We start from the raw sequence: 17,865 nt of genomic DNA, 5'->3' as shown, positions 1-17,865 counted from the left end.
AAACGCGGCCTTTGTCTTTTCCGGCTGAAATCAGACAGACTTTTCTTTCAGCCAAATTGCCACTTTCTTGGCGAAATAGGTCAGGATGCCGTCGGCGCCGGCGCGTTTAAACGCCAACAAGGATTCCATCACCACCGGTTTTTCGGCCAGCCAGCCATTCTGAATAGCTGCGACATGCATGGCATATTCACCGCTGACCTGATAAGCAAAAGTAGGCACGCCAAATTCGTCTTTGACGCGGCGAACAATGTCCAGATAAGGCATACCAGGTTTCACCATCACCATGTCGGCGCCTTCTTCCAGGTCCATCGCGACTTCGCGTAAAGCTTCATTGCTGTTGGCCGGGTCCATCTGGTAATTCTTTTTGTTGCCGCCTTTTAGGTTGCCGGCAGAGCCGACTGCATCGCGAAACGGGCCATAGTAGCTGGATGCATATTTGGCGGAATAGGCCATGATCCGCGTGTTGACATAACCCTCAGCTTCCAGTGCTTCCCGGATGGCACCGATGCGGCCGTCCATCATGTCGGATGGTGCGACGATATCGGCGCCTGCTGCAGCGTGCGACAGTGCCTGTTTCACCAGTGCATCCGTCGTGATGTCATTCACCACATAACCTTTGTCGTCGATGATGCCGTCCTGGCCATGTGTGGTGAATGGGTCCAGTGCGACGTCGGTGATCACCCCAAGTTCCGGTACATGCTGTTTTAGCAAGCGCACTGCGCGTTGCGCCAGACCTTCCGGGTTCCATGCTTCCTCTGCTTCCAATGACTTTTTATCTGCGGCTGTCACCGGGAAAATCGCGATGGCAGGAATGCCTAAGGCTGCCAGTTCACGCGCTTCTTCGAGCAACAGATCCAGCGTCAGCCGTTCAATGCCGGGCATCGAGGCAATGGTTTCGCGTTTATTGTCGCCGTCGATGATAAACATCGGGTAAATCAAATCATTCACAGTAAGCTGGTGTTCGGCCATCAGCCGGCGGCTGAAATCGTCGGCACGCATCCGGCGCATCCGGCCGGCAGGGAAATAACTAGAGTTCGGATTCATCCGCAGTTCCTTCAGTTGGCTCAGGGGCAGCATCAACGGAATCAGATTCAGATTCCGGTGCGGGTGCTAATTGTACCTGATTACGCCCTTGCTGTTTGGCCTGATATAAGGCCCGATCGGCGGCCTGAATGTAATCTGAGCTGACCATATCGGCTTCTGCGACCACCGCATAACAGCCGGCACTGATCTGTACAGCAAGATCGCCGATTTCGGTCTCAAACGGTGTATCTGCAATCGCTTGCCGGATTTGCTCGGCCAGCGCGACTACACCTTCGGCATCAGTATTCGGCAGAATTAAGGCAAACTCTTCACCGCCGTAACGACAAACATGGTCGCTGGAGCGCTTCAACAGCGCCTGAATACGCTGCGCGACACCACGGATCACCGCATCCCCGGCCAGATGTCCATGCCGGTCATTGATCTGCTTAAAGTGGTCGATATCCAGCATCACCAGCGCCAGCGGGCGCTGTTCTCGACGGCTGCGTTTCATCTCCGCCAGAATTTTCTTATCAAAATATGCGCGGTTGCGCACGCCGCTTAAAGCATCAAGTGTATTTTGCTCTTCCAGCGCGCGGTTTTTTTCCGCCAATTCGGTCAGGGCAACCTGTAATTCCAGCGTGCGGGATTGGATGTTGTCTTCTAAACGTTCGGCGGTTTCTCGCTGCCAAATCAGTTGTTTGCGATAAACCACTAAGGCACAAAGTGCTGCGCCAATACTGAAACTTAAACTGATCACTAACGCAAACAGCCACGGAAACTGCAGCACAGGTACGAAGAAATTAAGGACGGGCTGGACATCAGGCATCGGCGGTGATCCCGAATAATTTCAGGCTATTGGCCCGGCTGGCGCTTGCTACCAGTGAGATATCCAACTGCAGTAAAGCAGCGACTTTGGCCCCGATAGCGGGCAAAAAGGCCGGCTCGTTGCGGCGGTTTTTCGGTTTGTCCGTTAAATTACGCGGTAACAAATAAGGTGCATCCGTTTCCAGGACCAGACGGTCCAGCGGTACAAATTTCAACGCTTGTTGTAAGTCCGTACCGCGCCGCTCGTCACAGAGCCAGCCGGTAATGCCAATATATAAGCCCAAATCGAGATACGCCCGCAGTTGTGTCGCATCACCGGTAAAACAATGGGCGATACCATGGTCTATCTGATGTGCCTGCAATAAATCGATTTGGTCGGCAAAAGCGTCCCGTTCATGCAAGTAAACCGCTTTTGCATATTGTTTGGCAAGGGAAAGTTGTGCAGAAAACACGCGTAACTGTTGCTGTTTGGCTGAGAACATCCGGTTATAGTCCAGGCCACATTCACCGACAGCAACCACGGCCGGCTTCTGCAACAGCAGTTCGAGTTGCTGCAGCCAATCGGTACTGACGTGATCGGCCTGGTGCGGGTGTACTCCGGCGGTGGTGAAACTACCAGGATGTTCAGCGCAAAATTGCAGATTGAGTTGGGTCTCAGCAAGGTCACTGCTGATCAGCAATAATTCGCTGACACCTGCCGCCTGAGCCTGACTGACGACCTGTGTTCTGTCGTGGTCGAACTGAGCGCTGAATAAATTGACGCCTGCATCAAACCAGCGGCTGGGATCAGTCGACACGACGAACCCGGATTTTGCGGTTACTACGGCCGTTATCGAGCAGGAAAGATCCAAAAGTTGCGCGGGTGATAGTGCAAACATCGCCGGGTTTCACATCTAACCGGCTGTCATCGGTTTGCAGCCATATCTGACCATTCTGCATATTGATTTCGAGCCGGCCTTTTGACGTGATGCGGACTGTTTTGGCTGTCAGTCTCAGGTCTTCGACCTGCTGCTCCGGCGCGCGGTTTTCCAGACCAAAGCTCTGGACAGGATCTGCTGCGACCTGCACCGTTGGCGTTGCAGGCTTTGCAGGCTTTGCAGGCTTTGCAGGCTTTGCAGGCGTTGCAGTGAGTTGTTGGGTGCTGCGTGCCAGTTGGTCATAGCATTGCAGGCGGGCATGGTCTTCTGCCAGCTGCAAGCAGTTGTGTAATGCCGTGGGCAAATCAGCTGCAAGCACTTGGCTGCTCAGCAATAAAAACAGGGGCAGAGTACTCAGAATTCGCATATCTCTCCTAAGACCTAAGGGCCCGGTTGCTGCCGCACTTCGCTGACGGCTTGTTTTCAGCGGACGCGTTTAACCCGGATCGATTTAGTGCCCTGTTGGCATTTCATCGTGTATGAACCAAAGACGCCGCTGCTGATCACACAATTGTCGCCCTGACTGACTTTCAGAAACCCATTATCAAGCTGCTGCCAACGTTGGCCATTTTGCATGGTCAGCAGCAGTTTTTGTCGTGAATCTGTGCTGATACTTTGCACCTGTACATTCAGGTCGGCGATTTTGGATTCGATAGTCTCACCGCTGGTACCGAACAAGGCTTCATCACGTGCTGTTTTTACTGGTTCAGTGACCTTGGCTGCTGCCGTCGCTGCAACTGCATCTGGTGCTTTGGCGCTGACGCTCTTGGCACTCTGCGTATCGACATATTGATCGTAACATTGCAAGCGGGCACTGGCGTCCATAATAGCGCGACATTGTTGCAGACTTTCTGCGGCAGTGACTGATCCAATCAGACCAAAAAATGACAAGGCAATGAGTTTGCGCATATCAGCTCTTTTCATCAATTTTTTCTTCCGTGACTGCTTCGTCTGCTTCGTCTGCTTCATCGGCTGGTCGTTCGTAGAAGCGACCTAGCCAAATGCCGATTTCATATAAAATACACATTGGCACGGCCAACAGCGTTTGCGACAGTACATCCGGCGGTGTTAAAAACATCGCGACGACAAAGGCGATGACAATAAAATACGGCCGCTTTTCAATCAGCGCTGCTCTGTCCATCACGCCTGACCAAATTAACAACAACATGGCAACCGGAATTTCAAAACTCAGGCCAAAGGCAAAAAACATCTGCAGGACAAAATCGAGATAGGTGCTGATGTCCGGCGCATTGACCACGCCTTCGGGCGTGACACTGGTAAAAAAGCCAAATACCAGCGGAAACACAAAGAAATAAGCGAAGGAAATTCCCAGATAAAACAACAGCGTCGACGAGACGATCAGTGGCGCTATCAGATGTTTTTCTTTGTTGTACAGCGCCGGCGCAATGAAGCTCCAGATTTGATACAACACATATGGAATCGCCAACACAAAAGCGACAATAAATGTCAGCTTAAAGGGCACAAAAAAAGTGGAAGCGACACCGGTCGCGATCATCGTCGTGCCTTTGGGCAACGATGCTAACAGCGGCATGGCCAGCAGGTGATAGATGTCATTGGCAAAATACGCCAGACTCAGGAATAACAAAACGACTGCGGCAATCGATTTCAGCAATCTGTTGCGCAGTTCAATCAGATGCCCCATCAGGCTGTTGGGGTCATGTCGGTGTTTTTTGCTCATTCACTTGTGCTGTTGGTTGACCACTGGAAGGGGCGACTGCAGCCGGCACCGACGGTGCTGCTACTGCAGGGGGTGTACCTGCAGCTGGTATAGCCGCAGGCAGTTGTGCCGGGATGTCGGTCGCAGCTTGTGCGGGCTTGCTGTACGGACTATTCACATCCGCGGCGGCCTGGCGCAGTTCCGCCAGTGCATTGATTTCGTCTGCAGATAAACCAAGCAGGCCTTTTTCTTCGGCCTGCCGCAGTTTTTCATGCAGTTCATGTACCCGCAGCTCATCAGACAATTCAGATTTCATCTGATGGCCGAATTCGCGGATAGAACGGATGGTGCCTGTCACAGTGCGGATAGCGCCGGGTAGCTTCTCCGGCCCTAGCACCAGCAAAGCAACGACGCCAACAACAACCAGTTCCCAGAAGCTCATCAGTGCTTATCTTGTACCTGATTCACCGGAGCCGCGCTTTGAGCCGGAGTAGCCGGCGCAGCTGGCGCTACTGGCTGTGTTGCGGCTGGCTGAGCGGTCACCGCAGCGTCGCGTTTTACTTCAGCCGGAAAAGTCGCGTCCTGTTCAGCAGGCTCTTCCGGATCTTTGATTGAACTGCGGAAACCGCGGATCGCAGAGCCGAGATCGTTGCCGATGTTGCGCAGACGTTTGGTGCCAAACAACAACACGATAATCACCAGAATAATCAGCAACTGCCAAATACTAATGCCACCAAGACCCATGATATATGCTTCCTCAGACTAAAAACTGTTCCAGTATACGCTTGTTATCTGCCCGAACTCCATGCCCGGTTCAGATCCCTGCGCCGATTCTATAAAAAAATTATGACAATATTGCTTTACCCGCACCAGCTACAGCCAGGGTAAAAGCGCCGAGAGCCAGCGTATGGTGGCCGAGCGCCAATAACAGCGTGGCGCTGATAATCAACGCCGCTGCCACAATCATCAGTTTCAGGCTACGACCTTGCTGTTGTTGTGTTTGCTGCAGTAGTTGTAACTGGGCCAGTAACTGTTGTTGTGAACGCGGTTGTTGCTGCAGATAGCTATGCAGCAGCGTAGGCATTTCCGGCAGTTTCTCGGCCCAAAACGGCAGATTCTCTTTGATTTGCCGCAACATAGCCCAAGGGCCCATTTGTTGTTTGACCCAGTTTTCCAGGAACGGCTTGGCGGTTTTCCACAGGTCGAGCTGCGGATAAAGCTGCCGGCCTAAGCCTTCGATATATAACAAGGTTTTTTGCAACAGCACCAGCTGCGGTTGCACCTGCATGTTAAAACGACGTGCGGTATTAAACAGATTCAGCAGTACCTGGCCAAAGGAGATCTCGGCCAGCGGCTTTTGGAATATCGGTTCACAAACAGTACGTATCGCGCTTTCAAATTCTTCAATAGAGGTATCTGCCGGGACCCAGCCCGAATCGACATGCAATTCAGCCACTTTACGGTAATCCCGATTAAAAAAGGCGACAAAATTCTCCGCCAGATACCGTTTATCTTCTCGGTTCAGCGTGCCGACGATGCCACAATCGATACCGATGTATTGCGGGTTATGTGGTTTGTCCGGCGCCACAAAGATATTGCCGGGATGCATATCGGCATGGAAAAAACTGTCGCGGAACACCTGAGTGAAAAACACTTCAACGCCGCGTTTGGCCAGCAATTCCATATCGGTGCCGTTGGCAATCAGGCGCTCAGTATCCGATACCGGGATGCCGTAAATGCGCTCCATCACCATAACATTTTTCCGACTATGGTCGCTGTAAACAAAGGGAATATACAGGGATTCGGAGCCTTCGAAGTTGCGGCGCAGCTGAATAGCGTTGGCGGCTTCGCGTTGTAAATCCAGCTCGTCGAGAATGGTTTTGCGGTACTCTGCCACCACTTCACGCGGTCTCAGCCGCTTGCCGTCGGGCAAAAACTTCGCGGCGGCGATGGCAAGATCTGCCATCAGTTCCAAATCGGCCTGAATTTGTTGCTCAATGTCCGGCCGGATCACTTTAATCACCACTTCCGGCGCTGAACCATCTGCCAGACGTAAGCGCGCGGTATGAACCTGCGCGATAGAGGCCGAAGCCAGCGGTGCCACGGCAAAGTCGCTGAATAATTCGTTGATATTTTTAAGGCCAAGAGCCTGTTCAATCAGCTGCTGTGCCTTTTGGCCGTCAAAGGGGGCGACTTTGTCCTGTAGTTTAGCCAGCTCATCAGCCAGCTCTGGCGGAAACAAATCGCGCCGGGTCGACAGCATCTGACCAAATTTGACCCAGACCGGCCCTAGGCTTTGCAGCGCCAGCCGCAACCGCACGCCCGGACTTTGTTCCGGATGGCGGTTTCGCAGCCAGAATGAAATGACCCGAAGTGGCTTCAGCCACCAGGGGCGCCACTGCGCCGGGATCAGCTCATCGAGGCCGTGTTGCAATAAGGTTTTAATGATTTGATAAAAACGGCTGATGCTCATGCGAAGGCCCGTGACTGCGAAAGCAGGCCAGCTAGCTGGCGTTGTAAAAGTTCGGTGCGGGCAGCGACAGCACTGACATCCTGGCTGAATTGCTGCACTTCGGCCGCGACCGGCGTCAGCCGTAGTTCATCCTGTGCCAGTTCGCGCAAGTTGTGGTCACTCTGCTGCAGATATTGCCTGATACTGCGCTGCAGCAACTGAATACCGTTCGTGGCTTTGTGCGCCATAGCATCACCCAGATAGATCGATAGACGTTCCTGCCAATCCGGGTTCAGTTGCTGAAAGAACTGCGAAAACTGTTGCAGCGTTTGCAGGTCGCCATCGATCTGCAGTTTGTCCTCGCGGATCAAACGGGTCAGCTGGCTGGGGTCTGATAACTGCTGCAAGGCCGACAAATCAGCGCTAATGCTGCAATCGACCGGTTCGTCGTGGCTGTTCAGCCAGATGCCGTTTTGCTGCGCGGTAAACACCAGCCGCAGCGGAATGCCGCGTAACCGCACGGCAAACTGCTTACCCTGCAGCCGATTCAGGCGTGTATGCGCATCCGGGTCCATACCTATCACCGGATTCAGCACTTTTTCCGCAACAGTGCACAATAAACCGGGCAATAACAGTTTCAGCATGATGTGCTCGTCAGAATTTATAACCACGGTGCAGGGCGACAATACCCCCGGTCAGATTGTGATAGCTGGTTTCAGCAAAGCCGGCCTGCTGCATCATCTGTTTCAGCGTGTCCTGGTCGGGGTGCATGCGGATAGATTCAGCCAGATACTGATAAGACTCGCGGTCGTTGGCGACCAGCTGACCCATCGCCGGCAACAGTTTAAAAGAGTACAGGTCATACACTTTGCTGAGCCAGGCTTCGGTCGGTTTGGAAAACTCGAGCACCAATAAGCGGCCACCCGGTTTCAGCACGCGGAACATTGAACGTAGTGCGGCGTCTTTGTCGGTGACGTTACGCAGGCCAAAAGCGATAGTGATGATGTCAAAACTGTTGTCGGCAAAAGGCAGTGCTTCGGCGTTAGCCTGTACATAGCTGATATTGTTGACCAGACCCAGGTCACGCAGTTTATCTTTGCCAACATTCAGCATCGATTCGTTGATATCAGCCAAAATCACCTGACCGGTTGGACCGACCCGACGGGAAAATAAGGCGGTCAAATCACCGGTGCCGCCGGCTAAATCCAGTACTTTCTGACCAGGCCGGACACCACTGCAATCAATGGTGAAGCGTTTCCACAGCCGGTGGATGCCCAGTGACATCAGGTCATTCATTACATCGTATTTGGCCGCGACACTATGAAAGACATTGGCAACCATCGAAACCTTTTCGTCACGGGCAACAGTTTTAAAACCAAAATGCGTACTGTCTTGGGTGCCGGAATGCTGTTGTTCGGACATGAAATAACCTTAGCCAGAAAGAATGTGGCGCTAGTGTAAAAGATCCCACTGCAGAGTCCAACCCAAAGCGGTGGATCAATTGTCGCGGATCAAATCGAATGTGGCAGATACGACGATGTTACCGTTGACGATCAGGTGCAGCTGATGGGCGCCGCCATAATGCCGGCGGGTCGTCAGGTCGCTGAAACGATAAGATTTTTGTAGCTTTAGCGTGCCGGGGCCGGCTTCCCGTTGTAGCCATTGGAATACTTTGTGTCTTTTGCTGCCGTTTTTCGAAGCAAAATCAATTGCATATTCAACCCTTAGCGGCGCGGGGCCGTCATGCAGCGTGAGCTGTGCGGCAAAATTCAGCACTTCTCCATAATTCAGCTGTTGCTGAGCCAGGGTCAGGCTGGCGTCCAGCGCGCGGATATTGCAGCCAAATAACTGCAGCGCCTGCGGCTGGCGCTGTTTTAACAGGCCGCGCAAGGCATGTTTCAGGATCCAGTCGGTGTGGCGGTGCTGGCCATGCCACTGCTGCGCCAGCTGCAGCACCAGGTCGGGGTGGTCTTTGCTGATATCGTTCAGATTGTTGGCCACACTGCGTCGGACGTAATCTTCCGGGTCCTGCTTTAAACGCTGTAACAGCGGGAATAACGGCGTTGGGTCAGCAATAAATTGTGGCAGTTTTTGCCCCCAGGGCAGACGGGGCCGGCAGCCTTCAGAAGCCAGCCGGCGCAAATGCATATTGTCTGACCCTGCCCATTGCTGCAGCTGTTGCATACTTTGCTGCGGGTAACGTTGCAGAAAAGGCCGGATGGCAAATTCGCCGGTGGAGTAACAGGTGAAATGCGCCAGCGCTTGCATCGAAGTGGCAAAATCGCCGAGGCCAAACTGCTCAACGATGTCCGGAAAGATAAAACCGGGCAAGCCACGGATTTCGCTGCTGACCGGTTTCAGTAACTCGCAGCAGTGAGCGAATGGCAAATCCAGCTGTTGATACAAAGTGGTGGCGATGCGGCGGACTCGCTGTTTCAGACTCAGTTCGGTGTAGGCAGAGTCCCAGAGCGTGCTTATAAATGTGTCGGCGTTAAAGCTGGGATGGTGCTGACTGACGTTAGCCGCCAGTCGTTGCAACAAAGCAAGGTCTAAAAAGTCTTTTAGCAGCGGCGCGCTCATGCGGCGGGTTTACAGCATCGCTTCGGTGGCAACCTGATTGCGGCCACGTTTTTTCGCGACATTCAGCACCTGATTGGAGCGGGCTAAGAACTGGTGCCAGTTTTCCTGCGCCTGATATAAGGCCACACCCAGCGAAATGGTGACTTTCGGTAGTGCTTTTTTGCTGCGCGATGACACAAAACGCAGCTTTTCCACGCCGCGGCGTACTTGTTCGGCGATTTCACTGGCGGTACGCAGGTCGACATCCGGCAGCAGGATCAGGAATTCTTCGCCACCGGCACGGACCGGCAGCCCGCTTTCCTGTACATAAGCACTGATTTTTTTCGCTACTTTTGACAGGATCACGTCACCGATGTTGTAGCCGTAATCCTGATTAAATTGCTTAAAGTGGTCGAGATCTACGGCGATGGCAGCGATACGGCGGTGCGGGTTTTCGGCCAGCCACTGGTCGATATGTTCCTGCATCGCCAGCCGGTTGTAGAGGCCGGTTAAGGCATCGACATGCCGCTCACGTTTTAATTGCTCCAGCTCGGCGCGTAATTGATAACTCTGTTCATTTGATTTCAACAGCTGGTCACGCAGTTTTTGCTGACTGGCTTTGAGTTCGTAGGTCGCGGATAGAATACGGCCGATAGTTTCACGTGCCTGTACCGGTGTCTCGGTTTTCAGCGCAACCAGACCGTGATCCAGCACATCAATATAATCATGAATAGCTTCACCAGCTTGTTCAGACTGCTGATTCAGCGCATTGACCATTTTATACACGGCAGCAATCATGGCTTCGTTTTGCCGGCCGGTCGGTACAATGTAATTGCTGTACAGTTCCGTCATGACAAAATCGTCGAACGGGATACGGGCGGTCAGTTTATCTTCGATGGCCTGACAAAGTTCAGCGATCACGCCGCTGATATATTCGTAGGCAACAGTGAAGTTTACCGGGTGTGCGGCCAAACGATGCCGCTGCAAGAAGGCTATGGCTAACGCCGCCTTCTCGCTGGCTTGCTCGATTGAATCCTGATACATCATGCCAAGTAAAACTCCAATGGATACTGCATAGACTTAGCGTAACTTAAGGCCGATATGTTACGGAAAAGCCATGCCAACGCAAGCGCGCGCAAAAAATTACAGCGCTGTCACACCTAAAATAACGGGACAACCTGAAGCCGCCAAGCCTTTTTTGCGGCAATAATGGATTTTTTTCTGAATATTCAGATATTTGTCTTAGCCACGTTATTCATGATTCTGACTCTGTGCATAAAATCCGCTCAAAAGGCAGAAATCTGAGCCGGTTAGCAACTGAACGACGTGCAGAATTGTATACAATCAGTGCTGTCATATAGCCATTTGGATTGCCAGAAATGAAACAAAAATTATTGGTTTCGCTGTGTTGTGCTGCGTTGATGGCCTGCGCGCAGCAACCAGCCTCAACTCCTGCTGATTTTGACCGTTTTGCTAACGACTGGTGGCAGCGTGTTGAACAGGTCCAGACCAATACCAAGTCAGGTTTGCCAGATATGTCTCCGGCAGCGCTGGAAAAGGCGCAGCAGCAGCGACTGGCATTGTTGGCAGAGTTGAATAAAACCGATGCCAGTGGTTTGTCAGAACAGCAAAAAATAAACTTGGCGATTTTACAGTACCGCGTACAAAACGACATTGACGAATACCGCTTTGGTGCGCACTACATGCCACTGACAGCGGAATCCGGTTTCCACAGTGACGTGCTGTTTATGCTGAATATGTCGTCTGTAAAAACCGAAAAAGACCTGCAGACATATCTGGAAAAACTGGCTGCGCTGCCACTGTATATGCAGCAGCAAATGGACTGGATGCGACAGGGGCTGGCCAAAGGCTATACGCAGCCAAAGGCCGTGTTAGCCGGATATGAAGACAGCATCAAATCTTTTATCAGCACAGCTCCGCAACAAAGCCCGTTCTACCGGCCGCTGCTGAAACAACCGGCCGGCATCGACCCGGCGCGCTGGCAGGCTCTACAGCAACAGGCCAGTGCGTTGATCAGTCAGCAAATCACGCCGGTGTATCAGCAATACCTGGATTTCTTTACAACCCAATATGTTCCTGGTGCGCGGGACAATATTGCGGCCGTAGCTTTACCGGATGGTGCCGTCTATTACCAGAATCGTCTGGAGCACTACACCACGTTAAAAATGACGCCGCAGCAAGTGCATCAGATTGGTTTGCAGGAAGTCGCCCGCATCCGCGCCGAAATGCAGCAGGTGATTCAGCAAACCGGCTTTAAAGGCAGTTTTGCCGAGTTTGTCCAGTTCCTGCGGACTGATCCGCAATTTTATGTGACAAAACCAGAACAATTATTAAAAGAAGCGGCTTATTTGTCGAAGAAAATCGACGCGCAACTACCGAAGTTATTCAAAACGCTGCCACGCACGCCATATGGCGTTGAACCGGTACCGGCTGAAATAGCTCCCAAATACACCACGGGCCGTTATGCCGGTGGCCGCGCAGCGGGTGAGCCGGGTTTTTATTGGGTGAATACTTACGCTCTGGACCGCCGTCCTTTATATGAACTGGAAGCGTTGACGCTGCATGAGGCGGTGCCGGGTCACCATCTGCAGGTGGCTCTCGCTAACGAGCAGGAAAGCCTGCCGGTGTACCGCCGTAGTTTTTATACCTCGGCTTTTGGTGAGGGCTGGGGACTGTATTCTGAGTATCTTGGGCTGGAAGTGGGTTTTTATACCGACCCCTACAGTAATTTTGGCCGTCTGACTTATGAAATGTGGCGTGCCTGTCGTCTGGTCGTGGATACCGGCATGCATACAATGGGCTGGAGCCGGCAGCAAGCCATTGATTTCCTTGCTCAAAACACTGCTCTATCGATGCATAACGTAACAACGGAAGTTGACCGGTACATCAGCTGGCCGGCGCAGGCGTTGTCTTACAAACTCGGCGAGCTGACCATCAAACGTTTGCGACAAAAAGCCGAAAAAGCACTGGGTGACAAATTCAATGTACGTGAATTCCATGACGCTGTGTTATCCAACGGCAGTGTGCCGCTGTCGGTGCTGGAACAGCAAATAGACTTGTATATCGCCCGGGTTCAGCGTGGTTAAATGGAACAAACCGTTGCTCAGCACTGGCTGAGCAACGGCCTTTTATGTTAAATTTCAATAAATTATTGTTATTGTAATCTGGGATGTCGCGGTGATTTGGTGGGTGTTGGCTATTGCATGCCTGATTGTGCTGATGGTTGTGATGATAGTCAGGACTGACAGCCTGGCCTCGGAGCACAAAAGGTTGTTGGTACAGTTCAAAATGCTGGACCAGGAATCTGTGCAGTTTCAGCAAATTACTTACGAACTTGCCGAAGAATTCAGTCAGTTTTTGCTGTTACAGCTTGGCGCCGCGCGCAGATTGAGCCGAATGCCAGAGGACGAGTTGTACCAGTTTGAAATCGCGATACAGTTGATCCCCACCTTATGTAAGGAGATGTCTGGCCGTCGGATGAGTTTCAAAGCCGCATTGCAACGGGCACTGAAACTTCACGCAGATATCGAAATAGCGGCTTTTGAGGCCACTATCGGCCGGCATGGCCGATTGATCACCGGCTGGCAGAAACAGAGTTTTGCAGGTTACTTGCAGATGTGTCAGCAAATGTATTTGCTGACAAAAGAATATTCACATAAAGAACAAAGGCCGGGTCAGCCAGAATTAGCAGGATAATTATTTAGTTACGCAGTGCGATCGACGGGGCTGTATCAATCTGCCCATCCTGATCTACTGCAGCCAGCCGTTCGCCAGATTTCAACACCGCCATGCTGAAACTCGGGCTACGACGGACAAAAGCCAGTTCATAACCGAAACGTTGCAATTCAGAGACTGAAAACTTCTGAGCGACATTCAGCCGGTCCCAAAAATAGTCCAGATTCTTTTCTTCAGCGCGTCTGTCTTCGGTCACTGCAACCATTTTTAACAACTCCGTTTCAGTTTAATAACCAAGGTTGGTGAAAGACTCAACTTTCACTGTAAGCCTTTGCTACACAAAGTACAAGGTCAAACTCTGCTTTTGTTGCCGGAATAATCGATAATCTGTTGCCTTTTTTCAGCAATTGCATGTCGGCTAAGCCATAGATTTGACGAAGCTCGGTCATACTCAGCACTTTGCTGAATTGTTCGACGAAGCCAACCTGCACAGCAACCCATGGCGCTTTCTCAGGTGTTGACTTAGCGTCGTAATATAAGCTACGAGGTTGAAACTGGCTTGGATCAGGATAAGCCTCGGCCAAAATAACCCCGACACCGGCAATGCCGACATGAGCACAGCTGGAGTGATGAATGAGGACCTGATCGCCAATCTTCACCTGATCACGCAGAAAATTGCGGGCCTGATAGTTTCGGACACCTTCCCAGACCACGCCCTTCGGGCCTGCAGCCTGAATGTCCAGGATACTGCATTCCGCCGGTTCCGTTTTAAAAACCCAGTACATCCTGTCACTTAGCTCAATTTTTGTAGTCAATGTAGGTAAATTAGCAGTTGTACACTTGCACCGCAAGGCCTGAACGCGTAAGTTGGATGTTGCATTATTGATAACAGGAGAATGCAATGTTCCAGCCGAAATGGATGCTATTACTGGGTTGTCTGAGTCTGACCGCCTGTACATCAACGCCGCAGTCCGCACAAGACACTAAGACAACAGGGAGCAATGCTGCACCTGCCAAAGTAACGGTTGTCAAAGCTTATACCAAGGACACGGATAAAAGTGCCTTGGTGTGTCGTAAAGAAAAAGTGCTTGGCAGTAACCGGGCCGTAAAAGTCTGCAAAACTGTTGCGCAGCAGGAAGAAGAGCGTAAGCAGGCTGAGCGAATGGTGAATGACCGTTCCTTGCAACAAAGCCTGGGTGGTGGTGGCGGCGGTCGCTGATCTGGCCATTAGAACTTGGTTCTTATCGCTGCTTGCTGCAGAATATGTGTCCATCAGGATTCTCGGGGAGCAGCGATGAGCCAGGTACTGTCAGACCTATTATCATTATTAAAGTTAGAAACCATCGAGTACGGACTATATCGTGGCCAGAGCCAGGACCTCGGGTTCAAAGCAGTGTTTGGTGGTCAGGTGATGGGGCAGGCGCTGTCTGCAGCCAAAGAAACTATTCCGGAAGACCGCAAAGTGCACTCTTTTCACTCGTATTTTTTGCGCCCGGGTGATGCGGCGCGCCCGATAGTGTACGAAGTCGAAAATATCCGCGATGGCAAAAGTTTCAGCACACGCCGGGTCAGTGCTATTCAGTATGGCAAACCGATATTCTACATGACCGCATCCTTTCAGGCAGATGAGCCGGGTTTTGCTCATCAGGATTTAATGCCGCAGGTGCCGCAACCAGAAGATTTAGTGTCAGATCTGGAGTTTTATCGCGAGAACGCCGGGCTGATCCCGGAATCTATCCGCAGTAAATTTATCTGCGAAAAGCCCATTGAGATGCGTTCTGTGGCTTTCCATAATCCATTTAAACCCCTGGTCAGTCAGGCCAAACGTTATGTCTGGTTTAAGGCGAATGGCGCCATGCCGGATGACCTGCGGGTGCACAAATATTTATTGGCTTATGCCTCCGATTTTAACTTTTTGCCGACTGCACTTCAGCCGCATGGCAAGTCGTTTATGGCGCCAAATATGCAGGTTGCGACCATAGACCATGCCATGTGGTTTCATGAAGATTTTCGCTTTGATGACTGGCTGCTGTATGCGGTGGATAGCCCAAGCGCGTCCGGCGCCAGAGGACTGGTGCGCGGTCAGTTCTTTAACCGCGCCGGCACTTTGGTCGCATCGACTATGCAGGAAGGCGTGATCCGCAGTTATGAGAAAGCGAGGGGCGAGTAGTCGCCCCAACCGCTAAGACGCCGCAGATGCACCAATCTGACGGATGCTGGCGCTGACAGTCGCCGGCAATAACTGATAAACGGCAGCTTCCAGCGCAGAAAATCTGGCGGCTGGCCGCAGTTTATGCTCTGCATCAACATGCAGATACCCCTGATCTTTTAAAGCGTTAATCAGCGTGACAAAAAGCTTCTTGTCATGAAACTCCGGCGCATCCAGCCCGTGTAACGTCAACAACCGCAGTGCCAGCTGATGTGCCTTTTGCTCTAACTCATCCCGCTCCATCGGCTCCGAGTCTGCGATTAACTGCAGAACCATCGCATGACGTTGCAGCATGCCATCGGCCAGAGTTGCCAGCAGTTCCAGCTGAGCACAGCTCTGTAGACTGAGGTGATATTCCGCACCGGCCTGCTCGACATAAATGAGTTTTTCCTGCTGCAAAAACAACAAGATGCCTTCGACATAATTTTGTAAATGCTGTGGCTGCAGGAACAATTCCTGCTCGAGCAATGGCTGGAGTTGCTGGCACAGCTGCAATAGTTGTGTCGCGGTGGACTGCTGGCGTAATAATGCGGTAGCCAAAATGGCAGGGATCATAAACAAGTGGCTGATATTGCTGCGGTAATAACTCATCAACACTTGGTCATGCGGGGCAAACCGCACCAGAGCGCCGAAATTATCCTGGTCAATCTGCACTTTTTGCAGGCGCTGCGCATGGCGTAGCCAGTCACTCACCTCACCGTCAGCAAAACTGACATTTGGATGATAGGGCACCTGCTGTAGCAGACGGCGATATAACGACATTTGAGTTAACAGCTGTTGCTCCGGCATCACCTGCTGCGGTGCAGACAGCAAACAGGTTGCCAGTAGGTTCACACTGTTGACGGCCGCACTTTGGTTGATTCGCAACATGACCTGATGTGCCAGGTCGGCGACCAATGGATTCAACCACTCTGGTTTCGCTGGTTCCAGCGGATCTATGGCACTTTTCCAGTCCGGCACTTGTTGCTGTAAATACTGGTTGACCGACAGTGGCTCACCAAAATTCACGAAGCCAAAACCATAATTGCGCAGCTTGGTGGCAGCTTTAAGAATGCCAAAAGCAGACTCTTTGGTTTTATTCAGGCCTTTTAATTCACGCAGATAAGTGCCGACTTCCATCACGTGTTCATAGCCGAGATACACCGGCACAATTGTGACCGGACGGTCTATACCGCGCAGCATGGCCTGAATGGTCATCGCCAGCATGCCGGTTTTTGGCTGTAACAGCCGGCCGGTGCGGCTGCGCCCGCCTTCACTGTAATATTTAACTGCGTAGCCTTTGCGGAATAATTGAGTCAGATATTCGCGAAACACTGTGGAATACAGTTTGTTCCCGCTAAAACTGCGACGGATAAAAAATGCGCCACCGCGGCGGAACAGTTTACCGATAGGCCAGAAATTCAGGTTAATGCCGGCGGCAATATGCGGCGAAGCCAGGCCTTGCTGGTAAATTACATAACTCAGCAGCAAATAATCCATATGGCTGCGATGACAGGGCAGATAGACAATTTCGTGGCCTCGTTGCGCCAAATCCCTGACCTGCTCGTTATTGCGGATTTGAATGCCGGTATATAACTTACTGAATAACCAGCGTAAAAAACGGTCACCCACTCTGACTGTGGACTCGCGTTGATCGGCTGCGATTTCTTCCAGTAACAGCAAAGCTTCCTGGCGCGCAGCTGTCGGCGGGATTTGTTTTTGTGCGGCTTCTTCTTCGATGGCCTGGCGGACTGAGGCCGAGCCTAACAATGCGTTGAATAAGGCGCCTCTGTCCGGTTGTCTCGGGCCTGTAGCGGCGAGCTGCTGGCGATAAAACTGAAACCGGGCCAGTCGCAGCAGTTTGTGCGCGGTGTCCTCGCTGGTGCCGTATTTTGTGGTCATCTCCCGCAGAGACAAGGGATTGGAGAACTGCACTAAAGTGTGCCGGCCAGAAATCAGTACAATAAACAGTTTTTGCAGCCAGTTCGGCGCGGCCTGTTCACCGATGATGGCTTTGACACTGGCTTCTTTGCCTGGCGCTCGTCCCCAATTGATTGAAACAGGTATCAGCTGAGCATTTTGCGCAGGGTCCAGATGCGCTTGCAGCATTTGCTGGCCAATTTGCAATGCTGTGCTGGGGTGTTGATGACCACTCAGGGTTTTCGGGTTTTCCAGATAAAGAGTTCTCGGCAAACGCACATGGCCTAACTGCACTTCGTCGTCGGGTGCCGGCAAACCCAATTGGCGACAAACCCGCATCAAAGTCGCAAGGTCAGTGGCGGAAGACACTTTGGTGATGTAAAACAGCGGCTGGTCGCTGGTACCAGTCTGGGTATTCGTGGCGACAATTTTGCATTGCACCAGTGGTTTAAGTGGCCAATATAATAACCTGGCCAGAAATTTTAATCGGGCAAACATAAGGAACCTGCGACACAGACAGCCCGCTACTTTAGCACGGATTGAAAAACAGCGCCAAATTCAGGTCTTACCAGTAAAATGTGCAGGGATAGGCTTGGCACAGCAGAAT

At 51.9% G+C, this 17,865-nt stretch carries 20 protein-coding genes; 4 read left to right on the top strand and 16 right to left on the bottom strand.

The window, feature by feature from the left end:
* Positions 1-30: 30 nt before the first annotated feature.
* The 13 genes from hemB to Q399_RS0116495 form a co-directional block, all read right to left on the bottom strand.
* The gene (gene hemB, locus Q399_RS0116555) at positions 31-1,044 is read right to left on the bottom strand and encodes a porphobilinogen synthase (RefSeq protein ID WP_031570394.1); all 1,014 of its coding nucleotides are present in this window, start codon (positions 1,042-1,044) and stop codon (positions 31-33) included.
* The gene (locus Q399_RS0116550; protein ID WP_084164434.1) at positions 1,028-1,849 is read right to left on the bottom strand and encodes a GGDEF domain-containing protein; all 822 of its coding nucleotides are present in this window, start codon (positions 1,847-1,849) and stop codon (positions 1,028-1,030) included. The genes hemB and Q399_RS0116550 overlap by 17 nt, the downstream gene beginning before the upstream one ends.
* Positions 1,842-2,645 carry a TatD family hydrolase gene (locus Q399_RS0116545; protein ID WP_031570390.1) on the bottom strand — a complete coding sequence of 268 codons (804 nt, stop codon included), beginning with the start codon at positions 2,643-2,645 and terminating at the stop codon, positions 1,842-1,844. Before Q399_RS0116545 ends, Q399_RS0116550 begins: the two co-directional genes overlap by 8 nt.
* Positions 2,635-3,132: a hypothetical protein gene (locus Q399_RS0116540; RefSeq protein ID WP_031570387.1), complete on the bottom strand. Its 498-nt coding sequence runs from the start codon at positions 3,130-3,132 to the stop codon at positions 2,635-2,637. Before Q399_RS0116540 ends, Q399_RS0116545 begins: the two co-directional genes overlap by 11 nt.
* Positions 3,133-3,188: 56 nt before the next feature.
* The gene (locus Q399_RS0116535) at positions 3,189-3,674 is read right to left on the bottom strand and encodes a hypothetical protein (RefSeq protein WP_031570384.1); all 486 of its coding nucleotides are present in this window, start codon (positions 3,672-3,674) and stop codon (positions 3,189-3,191) included.
* Between the two features lies 1 nt (position 3,675).
* Complete coding sequence (gene tatC / locus Q399_RS0116530; protein WP_031570382.1) at positions 3,676-4,464, bottom strand: twin-arginine translocase subunit TatC; 789 nt, start codon at positions 4,462-4,464, stop codon at positions 3,676-3,678.
* Positions 4,442-4,885, bottom strand: a complete 444-nt coding sequence (gene tatB / locus Q399_RS21965; protein WP_084164430.1) for a Sec-independent protein translocase protein TatB — start codon at positions 4,883-4,885, stop codon at positions 4,442-4,444. Before tatB ends, tatC begins: the two co-directional genes overlap by 23 nt.
* Positions 4,885-5,187, bottom strand: coding sequence for a twin-arginine translocase TatA/TatE family subunit (gene tatA / locus Q399_RS22530; RefSeq protein WP_084164428.1), 303 nt, complete (start codon positions 5,185-5,187; stop codon positions 4,885-4,887). Before tatA ends, tatB begins: the two co-directional genes overlap by 1 nt.
* 100 nt (positions 5,188-5,287) lie before the next feature.
* Positions 5,288-6,916 carry a ubiquinone biosynthesis regulatory protein kinase UbiB gene (gene ubiB, locus Q399_RS0116515; RefSeq protein ID WP_031570370.1) on the bottom strand — a complete coding sequence of 543 codons (1,629 nt, stop codon included), beginning with the start codon at positions 6,914-6,916 and terminating at the stop codon, positions 5,288-5,290.
* Positions 6,913-7,539 (bottom strand): ubiquinone biosynthesis accessory factor UbiJ, encoded by a 627-nt coding sequence (locus Q399_RS0116510; RefSeq protein ID WP_031570367.1) that lies wholly within the window; start codon positions 7,537-7,539, stop codon positions 6,913-6,915. Before Q399_RS0116510 ends, ubiB begins: the two co-directional genes overlap by 4 nt.
* A 10-nt stretch (positions 7,540-7,549) precedes the next feature.
* Positions 7,550-8,317, bottom strand: coding sequence for a bifunctional demethylmenaquinone methyltransferase/2-methoxy-6-polyprenyl-1,4-benzoquinol methylase UbiE (ubiE, locus tag Q399_RS0116505; RefSeq protein ID WP_031570366.1), 768 nt, complete (start codon positions 8,315-8,317; stop codon positions 7,550-7,552).
* A 75-nt stretch (positions 8,318-8,392) separates the two neighbouring features.
* Positions 8,393-9,475 (bottom strand): DNA alkylation repair protein, encoded by a 1,083-nt coding sequence (locus tag Q399_RS0116500; RefSeq protein ID WP_037046204.1) that lies wholly within the window; start codon positions 9,473-9,475, stop codon positions 8,393-8,395.
* Between the two features lie 9 nt (positions 9,476-9,484).
* The gene (locus tag Q399_RS0116495; RefSeq protein ID WP_031570361.1) at positions 9,485-10,501 is read right to left on the bottom strand and encodes a GGDEF domain-containing protein; all 1,017 of its coding nucleotides are present in this window, start codon (positions 10,499-10,501) and stop codon (positions 9,485-9,487) included.
* Positions 10,502-10,833: 332 nt separating this feature from the next.
* Between Q399_RS0116495 and Q399_RS0116490 the strand changes: the two genes are divergently transcribed.
* Complete coding sequence (locus Q399_RS0116490; protein WP_031570359.1) at positions 10,834-12,561, top strand: DUF885 domain-containing protein; 1,728 nt, start codon at positions 10,834-10,836, stop codon at positions 12,559-12,561.
* Between the two features lie 91 nt (positions 12,562-12,652).
* On the top strand, positions 12,653-13,171 hold the full coding sequence (locus Q399_RS0116485) for a hypothetical protein (RefSeq protein ID WP_031570356.1): 519 nt from the start codon (positions 12,653-12,655) through the stop codon (positions 13,169-13,171).
* Positions 13,172-13,175: 4 nt separating this feature from the next.
* Here Q399_RS0116485 and Q399_RS0116480 read toward each other — a convergent pair whose 3' ends face one another.
* On the bottom strand, positions 13,176-13,415 hold the full coding sequence (locus Q399_RS0116480) for a hypothetical protein (RefSeq protein ID WP_031570354.1): 240 nt from the start codon (positions 13,413-13,415) through the stop codon (positions 13,176-13,178).
* Between the two features lie 46 nt (positions 13,416-13,461).
* Entirely contained in the window at positions 13,462-13,935 is a 474-nt protein-coding gene (locus Q399_RS0116475; protein WP_031570351.1) for an EVE domain-containing protein, read from the bottom strand.
* 116 nt (positions 13,936-14,051) lie between these two features.
* On the opposite strand from Q399_RS0116475, the gene Q399_RS0116470 reads away from it, so the two are divergent.
* Positions 14,052-14,369: a hypothetical protein gene (locus Q399_RS0116470; RefSeq protein WP_031570348.1), complete on the top strand. Its 318-nt coding sequence runs from the start codon at positions 14,052-14,054 to the stop codon at positions 14,367-14,369.
* Between the two features lie 75 nt (positions 14,370-14,444).
* A complete protein-coding gene (tesB, locus tag Q399_RS0116465) occupies positions 14,445-15,320 on the top strand; it encodes an acyl-CoA thioesterase II (protein WP_031570345.1) in 876 nt (291 codons plus the stop codon).
* 12 nt (positions 15,321-15,332) lie between these two features.
* Here the strand turns inward: tesB and plsB are convergent, their stop codons facing one another.
* Positions 15,333-17,756 (bottom strand): glycerol-3-phosphate 1-O-acyltransferase PlsB, encoded by a 2,424-nt coding sequence (gene plsB, locus Q399_RS0116460; protein WP_051686091.1) that lies wholly within the window; start codon positions 17,754-17,756, stop codon positions 15,333-15,335.
* Positions 17,757-17,865: the final 109 nt, after the last annotated feature.

This window comes from Rheinheimera texasensis DSM 17496 (assembly GCF_000711985.1).
GTDB classification, from domain to species: Bacteria; Pseudomonadota; Gammaproteobacteria; order Enterobacterales; family Alteromonadaceae; genus Pararheinheimera; species Pararheinheimera texasensis.
The sequence above is the reverse complement of the archived record's forward strand: the minus strand, read 5'-3'. Positions and strand labels throughout refer to the sequence as shown.